Raw genomic sequence first — 14,104 nt, 5'->3', positions numbered from 1 at the left:
GCCGCGCTGCGGCCTGTCTGCTATATATCCTCCGTCACTCATTCAAAACAGCGATATCGCCGTGCGTCTGACCTCGATAAAACTCGCTGGCTTCAAGTCCTTCGTCGATCCCACGCATTTTCAGGTTCCCGGCCAGCTGGTTGGCGTCGTCGGGCCGAATGGCTGTGGCAAGTCCAATATCATCGATGCCGTGCGCTGGGTGCTCGGCGAATCGCGCGCCTCCGAGTTGCGCGGCGAGTCGATGCAGGACGTGATCTTCAACGGATCGACGGCGCGCAAACCCGGCAGCCGGGCAAGCGTCGAACTCATTTTCGATAACGGCGACGGCCGCGCCGCCGGTCAATGGAGCGCCTACGGCGAAATCGCCGTGAAGCGCGTGCTCACGCGCGACGGCACCTCCAGCTACTACATCAACAATCTGCCCGCGCGCCGTCGCGACATCCAGGACATCTTCCTCGGCACGGGTCTCGGCCCGCGCGCGTACGCGATCATCGGGCAGGGCATGATCGCGCGCATCATCGAGGCGAAGCCGGAAGAGCTGCGCGTGTTTCTCGAAGAAGCCGCGGGCGTGTCGAAGTACAAGGAACGCCGCCGCGAGACGGAGAACCGTCTGCATGACACGCGCGAGAATCTGACGCGCGTCGAAGACATCGTCCGCGAGCTGTCGACCAATCTCGAGAAGCTCGAAGGGCAAGCGGTCGTCGCGACGAAATACAGGGCGCTGCAGGCCGAAGGCGAGGAAAAGCAGCGCCTTCTGTGGCTCTTGCGCAAGAAGGAAGCGGGCAACGAGGCCGAGCGCCAGCAGCGCGCCATTCGCGAGGCACAGGTCGAACTCGAAGCGCAGACCGCACGTCTGCGTGAAGTCGAAGCGCAACTGGAAACGCTGCGCGTCGCGCACTACAGCGCGAGCGACGCCATGCAGGGCGCGCAAGGCTCGCTCTACGAAGCCAATGCCGAAGTGAGCAGGCTCGAAGCGGAGATTCGCTTCATCGTCGAGTCGCGCAATCGCGTGCAGGCGCAGATCGCCGCACTCACCGCACAGCGCGAGCAATGGCAGGTGCAGGCGCAAAAGGCGCGAGATGAAATCGACACCGCGACCGAAGCGCTCGCCGAAGGTGAGGAAAAGGCCGCGATCGCGCAGGAAAACGCCGCCGCGAAGCACGACGCGCTGCCGGCGCTCGAAGCTCGCTGGCGCGACGCACAGGCGCAACTGAACGATGAACGCGCGGGCATTGCGCGCGCGGAACAGGCGCTGAAACTCGAAGCGGCGCATCAGCGCAACGCGGATCAGCAGCTTCAGCAATTGCAGCAGCGCCAGGAGCGTCTGAAGAGCGAAGCGAGCGGGCTCGACGCGCCCGACGAAGCGCATCTCGACGAGTTGCGCATGCAGCTCGCCGAAAACGAAGAGATTCTCGCGGAAGCACAGGCGCGTCTCGCCGATGCGCAGGAAACCGCGCCGCGTCTGGACGCCGAGCGCCGTGCGGCGCAGGAGCGCGTGCAAAAGGAAAGCGCGCAGATCCATCAGCTCGAAGCGCGCCTCGCCGCACTGAAGCAGCTTCAGGAAAGCGTGCAGACCGAAGGCAAGATCCAGCCGTGGCTCGACAAGCACGAGCTCGGCGCGCTGCCGCGTCTGTGGAAGAAGCTGCACGTCGAGGCCGGCTGGGAAGCGGCGCTCGAATCCGTGTTGCGCGAGCGTCTCGCCGCGCTGGAAGTATCGAATCTGGATTGGGTCAAGGCCTTCGCCACCGATGCGCCGCCCGCCAAGCTCGCGTTCTATTCGCCGCCCGTCGCGGGCAAGCCGGTCGACGCGCCGCAGGGCTTGCGCGCGTTGCTGTCGCTCGTGCGCATCGACGATCCGGGCCTGCGCGCCGTGCTCAACGAATGGCTCGCCACGACCTTCGTCGCCGACGATCTCGCGCAGGCGCTCGCGTCGCGCAATCAGTTGCCGGATGGCGCCGCGTTCGTCGTGAAGGCGGGGCATATCGTGACGCGCGTGGGCGTGCAGCTTTACGCGGCGGATTCCGAGCAGTCGGGCATGCTCGCGCGTGCGCAGGAAATCGAGAATCTCACGAAGCAGGTGCGCGCGCAGGCTGTGCTTTCCGACGAAGCCCGGGCCAACGCCGTGCGCGCCGATGCCGCCCATACGCAGGGCTCGCAGACGCTCGCAGAAGCGCGTGCCGCCGCCGAGCGCGCGACGCAGCGCGTTCACGCCTTGCAAATGGACGTGCTCAAGCTCGCGCAGGCGCATGAGCGCTATACGCAGCGCAACACGCAGATCGGCGAGGAACTGGAAGAAATCGCCGCGCAGGTCGACGAGCAGCGCGCATTGCGCGCCGAATCGGAGGCCGCGTTCGAGCGTCACGATGGCGAGATCGCGCAGTTGCAGGCGCGTTTCGAAGACAACCAGCTCGCGTTCGAATCGCTCGACGAGGAACTCACGAGCGCGCGCCACGAACTGCGCGAACTGGAGCGCGCCGCGAGCGACGCCGGCTTCGCCGTGCGTGGCCTCGCCGCGAAGATCGACGAATACAAGCGCAATATCGACACGGCGCACGATCAGAGCGAGCGCATCGCGGGCACGCTGGAAGACGCGCGCGCCGAACTCGAAACGATCAACGAGCAGACCGCGCAGACCGGCCTGCAGGACGCGCTCGAAGTGCGCGCGGCGCGCGAGGAATCTTTGCACGCGGCGCGCGTCGAACTGGACGATCTGACCGCGCGTCTGCGTCAGGCCGACGAACAGCGTCTTATGGCCGAACGCTCGTTGCAGCCACTGCGCGACAAGATCAACGAATTGCAGTTGAAAGAACAGGCCGCGCGCATCAGCGGGGAGCAGTTCGTCGAGCAGTTGCAGGCGGCAGGCGTCGATGAAGCCGAGCTCGCCGAAAAGCTCACGCCGGACATGAAGCCGTCGTATCTGCAAGGCGAAGTCACGCGGCTGAACAACGCGATCACCGCGCTCGGCCCCGTCAACATGGCCGCGCTCGAAGAACTCGCGGCGGCAACGGAGCGCAAGCACTTCCTGGACGCGCAGTCGGCGGATCTGAACAATGCCATCGGCACGCTCGAAGACGCGATCCAGAAGATCGATCAGGAAACGCGTGCGCTTTTGCAAGGCACGTTCGATGAAGTGAATCGTCACTTCGGCGAGCTGTTCCCGCGTCTGTTCGGCGGCGGCCAGGCAAAGCTCATCATGACCGGCGACGAAATCCTCGACGCCGGCGTGCAGGTGATGGCGCAGCCGCCCGGCAAGAAGAATTCGACGATTCACCTGCTTTCGGGCGGTGAGAAGGCGCTGACCGCAACCGCGCTCGTGTTCGCGATGTTCCAGTTGAACCCCGCGCCGTTCTGTCTGCTCGACGAGGTGGACGCGCCGCTCGACGACGCCAACACCGAGCGCTTCGCGAATCTCGTGCGCGCGATGTCGGCCAAGACGCAGTTTCTGTTCATCTCGCACAACAAGATCGCGATGGAAATGGCGCAGCAACTGATCGGCGTGACGATGCAGGAGCAGGGCGTGTCGCGCATCGTCGCGGTGGACATGGAAGCGGCGGCGGGCTTCGCGCAGAACGGCTGAAGCAACGCGGTTCGCAACGGTATTGATTGAGTGAAGGGCCGGGCGAGAATCCGGCGGCGTGCGTCAAGGCGCGGAGTGGCGCGCATCGGCCAGGCGGCGGCGAGAAGCCGGAACGCGGCGCGATGCGTGCGACAGATCGCGCGGCGCTTCGTAACTTAAAAGAATGATGGAGCCTGCATGGACGAGTTGACACTCGGTTTGATTGGAGCCGGAGCCGTAGTGGTGGGCGGCGTGGTCGTGTACAACGCGTGGCAGAGCGCGAAGGTGCGTCGCAAGATGCCGCGTCCGATGCCCGACGAAGCAGCCGATGCGCTCGCGCGCCAGGACGCCGACGACGAGCAGCCGTTCATCGAGCCGGTGCGCCAGTCGCGGCGCGAGCCGGTCGCGGGCGATGTCGAAGGCGCGGACGATCAGCCGCGCGACACGCGCGTCGAGCCGAGCTTCGGCGCTGCCGAGGCATCGGCGGCGCCGGCATCGGTCGCGCCGGCCGATACCGCCGTCGATCTCCAGGCCGAGGCGACGTCCGCGAATGGCGCAGCCGAAGAAGCGGAAATCGCCAAAGAGGACGAACGCACCGAACCCGTGATGCCCGCCGCGACGACGATCTCGTCGACGCCGCCGGCTGTCGTCGATCGCCGCATCGATTGCGTCGTGCCGATTCGTCTCGCCGCGCCGGTCGCGGGCGATCGCGTGATTCCGCTCGCGCAGCGCCTGCGTCGCGCGGGCACGAAGCCCGTGACAATCGAAGGCAAGGCGGAAGGCGAGAGCACGTGGGAATTGCCGCGCAATGGCGCGCGTTACGACGAACTGCGCGCGGCCGCGCAACTCGCGAATCGCAGCGGCCCGCTCAACGAGCTGGAATTCTCGGAGTTCGTGACGGGCGTGCAGCGCCTGGCCGATGCCATCGACGGCGCGCCTGAATTCCCCGACATGATGGAAACCGTCGGCATGGCGCGCGAGCTGGACGCGTTCGCCGCGCAATGCGACGCGCAACTGTCGATCAACATTCTCTCCGACGGCGCGCCGTGGTCCGCGAACTACGTGCAGGCGGTGGCGTCGCAAGACGGCCTTTTGCTCTCGCGCGACGGCACGCGCTTCGTGAAGCTCGACGCAAAGCAGAACCCCGTCTTCATGCTCCAGTTCGGGGACACGAACTTCCTGCGCGACGACCTCACCTACAAGGGCGGCCAGATGATCACGCTAGTGCTTGACGTGCCCGTCGCCGACGAAGACATCCTGCCGTTCCGCCTCATGTGCGATTACGCGAAGTCGTTGTCGGAGCGCATCGGGGCGCGCGTCGTCGACGATCAGCGCCGGCCGCTGCCGGAGTCCGCGCTGCTCGCCATCGAAAAGCAGTTAATGACGCTTTATGCGAAGCTGGAGCAGGCGGGCATTCCGGCCGGCTCGCCCGCGACGCGGCGTCTTTTCAGCCAATAATTTTTGCTGCGCGCCGGCGGTAATGCGCGCTCGCTGCAAGAGAATCGCGCCCCAGCCGGGGCGCTTTTCTTTGCGTGCGCGCCGCCGCACCGACGCTCGCACTTAGGCCGTTCGGCCGATGCCACGATTTACCGATCTTCTGAGACAATCGAACGGTCGGTTGACTGACTTTCCTACTTTCTCGAAGCCGCATGTCCGCAAAAACAAAAGCCGAATCCGCCGCCACCGCCAAGTCGGAAGCCGCCGTGCCCAGCGCCGATCGTCCGGCCGAGCGCGCGGCGTGGCTGCGCTCGGAACTGGAGCGCGCGAATTACGCGTACTACGTGCTGGATCAGCCGGATCTGCCCGACGCCGAATACGACACGCTGTTCAAGGAGCTTCAGGGCATCGAGACTGACCATCCGGATCTGATCACGCCGGATTCGCCGACGCAGCGCGTGGGCGGTGAAGTCGCCGATGGTTTTACGCCCGTCGTTCACGATGTGCCGATGCTTTCGCTCAACAACGGCTTCGCGGACGAGGACATCGCCGCGTTTGACAAGCGCGTGTCAGACGCGCTGGGTCACGCGCCCGTCGAATACGCGTGCGAGCTGAAGTTCGACGGCCTCGCCATTTCGCTGCGCTACGTCGACGGCCATTTCGTGCAGGCCGCAACGCGCGGCGATGGCGCGACGGGCGAAGACGTGACGGCGAACGTGCGCACCATCCGCTCCATTCCACTGACGCTGAAGGGCAAGAACGTGCCGAAGCGCCTCGACGTACGTGGCGAAGTGCTGATGTTCAAGCGCGACTTCGAGCGCCTGAATGCGCGTCAGCGCGACGCGGGGCAACGCGAATTCGCGAATCCGCGCAACGCGGCGGCGGGCGGCTTGCGCCAGCTCGATCCGAAGATGACCGCGCAGCGCTCGCTGTCGTTCTTCGCGTACGGCATCGGCGTGCTGGAAGGCGCTGAAATGCCCGCCACGCACGCGGCGTTGCTCGACTGGTACAAGGAAATGGGCTTGCCGGTGAACGCGGAGCGCGCGGTGGTCGAAGGCGCGGACGGCTTGCTCGGCTTCTTCAGCAGGATCGGCGAGAAGCGCGAAAAGCTGCCTTACGACATCGACGGCGTCGTCTACAAGGTCGATCGCCGCGACGAGCAGGACAAGCTCGGCTTCGTGTCGCGCGCGCCGCGTTTCGCGCTCGCGCACAAGTTTCCGGCGCAGGAAGCGTTGACGGAATTGCTCGCCATCGACGTGCAGGTCGGCCGCACGGGCGCGATCACGCCGGTTGCGCGTCTCGCGCCGGTGTTCGTCGGCGGCGCGACGGTGACCAACGCGACGCTGCACAACGAGGATGAAGTCCGGCGCAAGGACATCCGCATCGGCGATACGGTCATCGTGCGCCGTGCGGGCGACGTGATTCCCGAAGTCGTCGGCGCAATTCTGGAGCGTCGTCCCGCCGATGCGCGCGAATTCGTCATGCCGACGGAATGCCCGGTCTGCGGCTCGAAGATCGAACGTCTGCCCGACGAGGCCATCGCGCGCTGCACCGGCGGGCTGTTCTGTCCGGCGCAGAGAAAGCAGGCGCTCTGGCACTTCGCGCAGCGCCGCGCGCTCGATATCGACGGACTCGGCGAGAAGATCATCGATCAACTGGTCGAGCAGAATCTGGTGCGCACGCCCGCCGATCTCTTCAATCTGGGCTTCTCGACGCTCGCGGCGCTCGACCGTTTCGCGGACAAGTCCGCGCAGAATCTGATCGATTCGCTGGAGAAAGCAAGCAAGACGACGCTCGCGCGCTTCATCTATGCGCTCGGCATCCGGCACGTCGGAGAATCGACGGCGAAGGATCTGGCGAAGCACTTCGGCTCGCTCGATCCGATCATGGCGGCGTCGGTCGAAGAGTTGCTCGAAGTCAACGATGTCGGCCCGATCGTCGCCGAGGCCATTCACAATTTCTTCAGCGAAGAGCACAACCAGCACGTGATCGAGCAGTTGCGCGTGAACGTGTCATGGCCGGAAGGACCGCCCGCGCCCAAGGCGCCGCAGGGCGTGCTGGCTGGCAAGACCGTCGTGCTGACGGGCACCTTGCCCACGCTCTCGCGCGAGGAAGCGAAGGAAATGCTGGAGTCGGCGGGCGCGAAGGTCGCCGGTTCCGTATCGAAGAAGACCGACTACGTCGTGGCGGGCGCGGACGCGGGCAGCAAGCTCGCCAAGGCGGAGGAACTCGGGGTTCCCGTTCTCGACGAAGACGGCATGCGTAAGCTTTTGGAAGGAGTCACTCCATGATTCGCGAAATCCTGAAGATGGGCGATCCGCGGTTATTGCGTATCGCGCAGCCGGTCGAGCATTTCGACACGCCCGAACTGCACGCGCTCGTGCAGGACATGTTCGACACCATGCGCGACGCTAACGGCGCAGGTCTTGCCGCGCCGCAGATCGGCGTCGATCTGCAGGTGGTGATCTTCGGCTTCGGGCAAAACGAGCGTTATCCCGACGCGCCGTCCGTGCCGGAGACGGTGCTCATCAACCCGATCATCACGCCGAACGGGCATGACATGGAAGAGGGCTGGGAAGGCTGCCTGTCCGTGCCGGGTCTGCGCGGCGCGGTGCAGCGCTTCTCGATGATCCGCTACCAAGGCTTCGATCAGTACGGCAGCGCCATCGAGCGGCTCGCCGAGGGCTTCCACGCGCGCGTCGTGCAGCACGAGTGCGACCATCTGATCGGCAAGCTTTATCCGATGCGCATCACCGACTTTTCGAAGTTCGGCTTCACGGAAGTGCTCTTTCCGGGACTCGATCCGGCGCGCGACGATTGATGCCGCGCAGTTCGAATCGCAAGGAATCAGCCTGAAGAGGAAAAGCCGCTTTCGCGAGAAGCGGCTTTTTCATTACGCCAACGTTTTCGGGCTGCCGCTGAGGTCGGGTTGACGGAACAGCGCGATGTGCTCCGGATTCGCCGATGCCTGCAGACGTCCGTCGGGCAAACGCGCGATCACCATTTCACCGACGCCGGGGCTCATCACGACGACTTCGTCGCGCAAGGCGAGCAGGGCTTCGAGCCGTCGTCGGCCGCTCACGATCTCCAGACCGGTTCCCGTCTCACGAACGATGATTTCAACTGACATGGCGATTCTCCATCAAGGCCGTCCAATGCTGCCGTTCAACCGATTGGCGAGGCTGCGCGCAGCGCCGTCCGCCTGATAGGTGTAACGGATCGATGACTCATTTTCTTTAGTCAAAAAACGGCTGAAAATAAAAAGGCACGACCGGAGCTGCGTCGTGCCCATTTATTCGCTGAAAACGTCGCATTTGCGCGACGCAACGTCATGCCGCGCGAACGTTCGATCGACGTGCGCGCGGACCGACCGGTCTGCTCAGAACGACTCGTTCGGGGCGAGATAACGCCACTGGCCAGGCGGCAGCGCGCCGAGCGTCACATGACCCATACGGATGCGCTTCAGGCCGACGACTTCGAGCCCGACCAGCTCGCACATCCGGCGAATTTGACGCTTTTTGCCTTCACGCAGCACGAAGCGCAGCTGTTCGCCATTCTGCCAGCTCACTTGCGCCGTCTTGAGCGGCACGCCGTCGAGTTCGAGGCCGTGACGCAGCAGCGCGAGCTTTTCGGCGGGCAGATGCTGGTCGACATCGACCGTATGCTCGCCCAGGCGCACGCGCACGAGATATTCCTTGTCGACTTCCGAATGGCCGCCGATCAGTTGCTTCGCGATGCGGCCGTCCTGCGTGAGGACGAGAAGCCCGGTCGAGTCGATGTCCAGACGGCCGGCCGGCGCGAGCGTGCGCAGATGGCTCGGCGTGAAGCGGAAGCCCGAGCGGTCTTCATCCCAGTGATTGGCCGGGTTGATGAGCGTGACCGCGGGCTCGTAGCCGTCTTCCGCCTGACCCGACACGTAGCCGACCGGCTTGTGCAGGAGGATTGTGACGAGTTGCAACTGCGCGGACTGCGCGGCGGGCAGGATCTCGATGTTCTGCGTCGGACGGATGCGCGTGCCGAGCGTATCGACCACTTCGCCATCGACGAGCACCCAGCCTTTCTCGATCCATTCGTCGGCTTCGCGGCGCGAGCAGAGGCCGAGTTCAGACATCACTTTTGACAGACGCACGAGGCCGTCGTGATGGTCGCGGTGCTTCGGTGCGGATTCGGCCACGGGTGCGGCGGGCTTTGCCGCCGGCTTGCGCGCTTCACCGCGATCTTCGCGCCTGGCGTAAGGCCGATCGTTCTCGTCGCGGCGTGCGGGGCGTGCGCCCGGCGCGCGATCGTCGCGCGGCTTGAACGGGCGATCTTCGGTCGATCGACGCGGACCGCGATCACCGAAAGCGGGACGCGAATCGTCGCCACGCGGCTTGAACGGGCGACGTTCATCGCCGCCCGATGCGCGTTCGCCACGCGGCGCCGGACGGCCTTCGAACGACTTGCGCGGACCACGATCACCGAAAGCAGGACGCGAATCGTCGCCACGCGGCTTGAACGGGCGACGTTCATCGCCGCCCGATGCGCGCTCGCCACGCGGCGCCGGACGGCCTTCGAACGACTTGCGCGGACCGCGATCACCGAAAGCAGGACGCGAATCATCCCCACGCGGCTTGAACGGACGACGTTCATCGCCGCCCGGTGCGCGTTCGCCACGCGGCGCGGGACGCCCTTCGAACGACTTGCGCGGACCGCGATCACCGAAAGCGGGACGGGAATCGTCGCCACGCGGCTTGAACGAACGACGTTCATCGCCACCCGATGCGCGATCGTCGCGCGGCTTGAACGGGCGATCTTCGCCAGATCTCCGCGGACCGCGATCACCAAAAGCAGGACGCGAATCATCCCCACGCGGCTTGAACGGACGACGTTCATCGCCACCCGGTGCGCGTTCGCCACGCGGCGCGGGACGCCCTTCGAACGACTTGCGCGGACCGCGATCACCGAAAGCGGGACGGGAATCGTCGCCACGCGGCTTGAACGAACGACGTTCATCGCCACCCGATGCGCGTTCGCCATGCGGCGCGGGACGCCCTTCGAACGGCTTGCGCGGACCGCGATCACCGAAAGCGGGGCGCGAATCATCGCCACGCGGCTTGAACGGACGACGTTCATCGCCACCCGATGCGCGATCGTCGCGCGGCTTTAACGGGCGATCTTCGGTCGATCGACGCGGACCACGATCACCAAAAGCAGGACGCGAATCATCCCCACGCGGCTTGAACGGCCGACGTTCATCGCCACCCGATGCGCGTTCGCCGCGCGGCTTGAACGGGCGATCCTCGGTCGATCTCCGCGGACCGCGATCACCGAAAGCGGGACGCGAATCGTCGCCACGCGGCTTGAACCCACGCGATTCACGCGGCGCATCGCTGCGCTTGTCGGCCGGCTGGCTCGCGCGCGTGGGACGCGCCTCTTCCGGCGCGGCCGCGCGAACGGGCTTGCGCCCCGTGGTCGTGCCGGTGCGAACCGGGGATCGCGTCGACGATGTAGGACGCGGATGTTTGGCTGTCAGTTTGACGCGCATAAAGTCTCAGGCTGCGATCGCGCGCAGCAGTTCGGTTTCCACCTGGATCTGGGTGCGGTTGTTCGACAGGCTCTTGCCGTCGAGCAGAAACACGTCCTCGACGCGTTCGCCGAGCGTGTTGATCCGTGCCGCCTGCACGCCGATCCGGTGTTGCGCCAGAACGCGCGCGATCGAATAAAGAAGGCCCTGCCGGTCGTTGGCCGACACGGACAGGATGTAGTACTGGCCACGCTCGTCAGGACGCAGGTCCACGCGCGGCGTGATCGGAAACGTGCGCACGAGCCGCGACACGCGACCCTTCGACGGTTCCGGCAGGATACGCTCGTCTGCGAGCAGCGTGGCCAGTTGCTGTTCGACGAGATTGGCGATGTCGCGATAACTCCCGTCGTGATCCGGATGGGCGACGAGAAAGTTGTCGAGCGCGTAGCCGTGGCGCGTCGTCGTCACGCGCGCATCGAGCACGGAGAGGCCGTTTTTGTCGAAATACGCGCAGATGCCGGCGAACAGATCGGGCCGGTCCTTCACATAGACGAGCACCTGCAGCGCCGCGCCGATGGGCGAGGGCCGCGCGCGCACGATCGGCTCTTCACTCTCCACGTGCCGGTAGAGCACGCGCGTCTGCCACGCGATATCGGCCGGATCGTGGCGCAGGAAATAGCCGACGTCGAGCTGATCCCACAGGCGCTTTTGCGCGCCTTCAGGGACGGTTTCGAGCCGCAACAGCGCGAGCGCCGCTTCCTGCCGCGACTTGAGTTCCGAATGCGTGTCCGTCTGCGCGCCGCCGAGCACGGCCTGCGTCGCGCGGAACAGGTCTTCCAGCAGCTTGCCTTTCCAGTTGTTCCAGACTTTCGGGCTCGTGCCGCGGATATCGGCGACGGTCAGCAGGTACAGCGCCGTCAGCCGCCGCTCCGTCTTCACGACCGACGCGAACTGCTTGATGACGTCCGGATCGCTCGTGTCCTGCTTTTGCGCGACCTGGCTCATCGTCAGATGCTGCTGCACGAGCCACACGACGAGTTCCGTATCTTCCTGCCCGATGTCGTGCTCGCGGCAGAAGCGCCGGGCATCGGCCATGCCGAGCGTGGAATGATCGCCGCCGCGGCCTTTCGCGATATCGTGAAAGAGCGCCGCGACATAGAGAATCCACGGGCGCTCGAAATTGCCCATCAGCTGGCTGCAGAACGGATATTCGTGCGCGTGTTCGGCGATCGCGAAGCGCCGCAGATTGCGCAGCACCATCAGGATGTGCTGATCGACGGTGTAGACGTGATAGAGATCGTGCTGCATCTGTCCGACGATGCGCCGGAAGTTCAGCAGATAGCGCCCGAGCACGCTCGTCTGGTTCATCAAACGGAACGCGTGCGTGATGCCTTCGGGCTGCTTGAGAATCTCCATGAAAAGCCGGCGATTTTGCGGGTCGCGCCGCCAGTCGCGATCCATCAGATCGCGTGCGTTGTAGATCGCCCGCAGCGTGCGCGCGGAAAATCCCTTGATGCCGCGCGTCTGCTCGTACAGCAGAAACGCTTCGAGAATGGCGTGCGGCTCGCGCTCGAAGACGTCGTCGCTGGCGATTTCCAGCATGCCTTGCTTCTCGACGAAGCGGTCGTTGATCACGCGCGTGATGCCGCTCGTCGACGGGAAAAGCTGCGCCTCGACGTTCTGGATCAGGATGGTCGCGAGTTGCGTGACCGCCTTCGCCGCCCAGTAATAGCGGCGCATCAGCTGCTCGCTCGCACGCTTGGCTGCGGTCGCTTCGAAGCCGAAGCTTTCGGCGAGCGGCGTCTGCAAATCGAATACGAGAATGTCCTGGCGACGCTTCGCGATCACATGAAGCCGCGCGCGCAGCGCCTTCAGAAAGCCTTCGTTGCGGCGCAGTTCGCGCGCTTCGCGGTCGGTGATGAGCCCGCGCGTGTCGAGTTCGCGCCAGCTGCTGCCGAAACCCGCACCGCGCGCGATCCAGAGGATCAGTTGCAGATCGCGCAGGCCGCCGGGACTCTCCTTGATGTTCGGTTCGAGGCTGTAAGGCGTGTCCTGGAACTTCGCGTGCCGCTGGCGCATTTCCAGCACTTTCGCCTGAAAGAATGCGCGCGGATCGAGCGTTTCGTGATAACGCGCCGCAAAGCGCTGGAAGAGCTGCGTGTCGCCGCAGATGCGCCGCGCTTCGAGCAGCGACGTCTGCACGGTGATGTCGTTCGCCGCCTCGGCGATGCATTGCTCGACCGAGCGCACGCTGCTGCCGATATCGAGCCCGAGATCCCACGTCATGCCGATGAAGCGCTCGATGCGCCCGTTCAGCGAGGCATCGTCGGACGCCGAATCCGGGAGCAGCACGAGGATGTCGACGTCCGAATAGGGCGCCAGTTCGCCGCGCCCAAAGCCGCCGACCGCGACGAGCGCGGCGCCCTCGGGCATCTCGCACGCCGACCAGGCGCCTTTGAGGGCGTCGTCCGTGGCGCGCGAGAGCGCGTGCATCAGCGGCTCGACGTTCGAGCTCGCCTGAAACCGTTCGATGAGCGTCGCCTTCGCGGCCTTGTAGGCGGCGCGCAACGTTTCACAGGGCGTGGCGACGGCGGCGGTGACGCTCATAAAGATGGAAAGTGGCGAAGAACGGCGAAAGGGATGCGCCCGCGTGCGGACACGGCGGGCGGCGAAGGATGTGCGATCAGGCCGTCGCCGCGATCAGTTGCGACGGCGCCTGCGTGCCCGCCGAGACGGTCAGCACTTCATAGCCGGTCGGCGTGACGAGCACCGTGTGCTCCCATTGCGCCGACAGGCTGCGGTCGCGGGTCTTGACGGTCCACTGGTCCGGCATCGTGCGGATTTCGCGGCGGCCGGCGTTGATCATCGGCTCGACGGTGAAGATCATGCCCGCCTGCAGTTCGATACCCGTGCCCGCGCGGCCGTAGTGCAGCACTTGCGGCTCCTCGTGGAACACCTGGCCGATGCCGTGGCCGCAGTATTCGCGCACCACGCTGTAACCCTGCGATTCGGCGTGCTTCTGGATCGCCGCGCCGATATCGCCGAGATGCGCGCCCGGGCGCACCTGATCGATGCCGAGCCACATGCAGTCGAACGTGGTCTGCACGAGGCGTTTTGCCAGAATCGAGCCTTCCCCGACGACGAACATGCGGCTCGTGTCGCCGAAATAGCCGTTCTTGATGACGGTAATGTCGATATTGAGCGCGTCGCCGTTCTTCAGCACCTTTTCGCCGGGAATGCCGTGACAGATCACGTCGTTCACGGAAATGCAGGTGGCCTTCGGGTACGGCGGATAGCCGGGCGGCTGATAATTCAGCGGTGCGGGAACAGTGCCCTGTTCCTTCACCATATATTCGTGACAGAGGCGATCGAGTTCCTCGGTCGTCACGCCGGGAGCGATGTGCGGCGTGATGAAATCGAGCACTTCGCTGGCGAGCCGGCAGGCGACGCGCATCTGTGCGATATCGTGTTCGTTTTTCAGCGTAATGGACATGACTGGGCCCGGAATTGCGATATGCGGCAGTGAGCCGCGAAAGCGGCATTATCGCACCTTAGGAAATGTGCCGCACCCTGATAAGTAGGGGCGGGTGGCGCAGCGGCAAGGCGCC

General features: G+C 65.1%; 10 protein-coding genes. 4 read left to right on the top strand and 6 right to left on the bottom strand.

Going from position 1 to position 14,104, the window contains the following annotated elements; genetic code table 11:
• Positions 1-61: 61 nt before the first annotated feature.
• The 4 genes from smc (at position 62) to def (ending at position 7,814) form a co-directional block, all read left to right on the top strand.
• Complete coding sequence (gene smc, locus AWB76_RS12915) at positions 62-3,577, top strand: chromosome segregation protein SMC (RefSeq protein WP_061160514.1); 3,516 nt, start codon at positions 62-64, stop codon at positions 3,575-3,577.
• Positions 3,578-3,754: 177 nt separating this feature from the next.
• Positions 3,755-5,014, top strand: coding sequence for a cell division protein ZipA C-terminal FtsZ-binding domain-containing protein (locus AWB76_RS12910; protein ID WP_061160513.1), 1,260 nt, complete (start codon positions 3,755-3,757; stop codon positions 5,012-5,014).
• Between the two features lie 191 nt (positions 5,015-5,205).
• Positions 5,206-7,284, top strand: coding sequence for an NAD-dependent DNA ligase LigA (gene ligA / locus AWB76_RS12905; protein WP_061160512.1), 2,079 nt, complete (start codon positions 5,206-5,208; stop codon positions 7,282-7,284).
• Entirely contained in the window at positions 7,281-7,814 is a 534-nt protein-coding gene (def, locus tag AWB76_RS12900; protein WP_061160511.1) for a peptide deformylase, read from the top strand. The genes ligA and def overlap by 4 nt, the downstream gene beginning before the upstream one ends.
• A gap of 72 nt (positions 7,815-7,886) precedes the next feature.
• Here the strand turns inward: def and AWB76_RS12895 are convergent, their stop codons facing one another.
• The 6 genes from AWB76_RS12895 to map all read right to left on the bottom strand — a co-directional run bounded on the left by AWB76_RS12895 (position 7,887) and on the right by map (position 13,989).
• Positions 7,887-8,123 carry a hypothetical protein gene (locus tag AWB76_RS12895; protein ID WP_061160510.1) on the bottom strand — a complete coding sequence of 79 codons (237 nt, stop codon included), beginning with the start codon at positions 8,121-8,123 and terminating at the stop codon, positions 7,887-7,889.
• A 249-nt stretch (positions 8,124-8,372) separates the two neighbouring features.
• Positions 8,373-9,122, bottom strand: a complete 750-nt coding sequence (locus AWB76_RS43315) for a pseudouridine synthase (RefSeq protein WP_341845297.1) — start codon at positions 9,120-9,122, stop codon at positions 8,373-8,375.
• Positions 9,104-10,105, bottom strand: coding sequence for a hypothetical protein (locus AWB76_RS43310; RefSeq protein WP_341845296.1), 1,002 nt, complete (start codon positions 10,103-10,105; stop codon positions 9,104-9,106). Before AWB76_RS43310 ends, AWB76_RS43315 begins: the two co-directional genes overlap by 19 nt.
• A 30-nt stretch (positions 10,106-10,135) precedes the next feature.
• Positions 10,136-10,360, bottom strand: coding sequence for a hypothetical protein (locus tag AWB76_RS43305; protein ID WP_341845295.1), 225 nt, complete (start codon positions 10,358-10,360; stop codon positions 10,136-10,138).
• Between the two features lie 163 nt (positions 10,361-10,523).
• Positions 10,524-13,103 carry a [protein-PII] uridylyltransferase gene (locus AWB76_RS12885; protein WP_061160509.1) on the bottom strand — a complete coding sequence of 860 codons (2,580 nt, stop codon included), beginning with the start codon at positions 13,101-13,103 and terminating at the stop codon, positions 10,524-10,526.
• A 76-nt stretch (positions 13,104-13,179) separates the two neighbouring features.
• Entirely contained in the window at positions 13,180-13,989 is an 810-nt protein-coding gene (gene map / locus AWB76_RS12880) for a type I methionyl aminopeptidase (RefSeq protein WP_061160508.1), read from the bottom strand.
• Positions 13,990-14,104: the final 115 nt, after the last annotated feature.

It is taken from the genome of Caballeronia temeraria (assembly GCF_001544795.2).
Classification (GTDB): Bacteria; Pseudomonadota; Gammaproteobacteria; order Burkholderiales; family Burkholderiaceae; genus Caballeronia; species Caballeronia temeraria.
This window is presented reverse-complemented; position numbering and strand designations above follow the sequence as displayed.

Excerpts from the sequence above, each read along its gene's own strand:
- ligA (WP_061160512.1), top strand. The coding sequence starts at position 5,206 with ATGTCCGCAAAAACAAAAGCCGAATCCGCCGCCACCGCCAAGTCGGAA.
- def (WP_061160511.1), top strand. The coding sequence starts at position 7,281 with ATGATTCGCGAAATCCTGAAGATGGGCGATCCGCGGTTATTGCGTATC.
- AWB76_RS12910 (WP_061160513.1), top strand. The coding sequence starts at position 3,755 with ATGGACGAGTTGACACTCGGTTTGATTGGAGCCGGAGCCGTAGTGGTG.
- map (WP_061160508.1), bottom strand. The coding sequence starts at position 13,989 with ATGTCCATTACGCTGAAAAACGAACACGATATCGCACAGATGCGCGTC.
- AWB76_RS43305 (WP_341845295.1), bottom strand. The coding sequence starts at position 10,360 with ATGCGCCGCGTGAATCGCGTGGGTTCAAGCCGCGTGGCGACGATTCGC.
- AWB76_RS12895 (WP_061160510.1), bottom strand. The coding sequence starts at position 8,123 with ATGTCAGTTGAAATCATCGTTCGTGAGACGGGAACCGGTCTGGAGATC.
- AWB76_RS43310 (WP_341845296.1), bottom strand. The coding sequence starts at position 10,105 with ATGAACGTCGTCCGTTCAAGCCGCGTGGCGATGATTCGCGCCCCGCTT.
- AWB76_RS12885 (WP_061160509.1), bottom strand. The coding sequence starts at position 13,103 with ATGAGCGTCACCGCCGCCGTCGCCACGCCCTGTGAAACGTTGCGCGCC.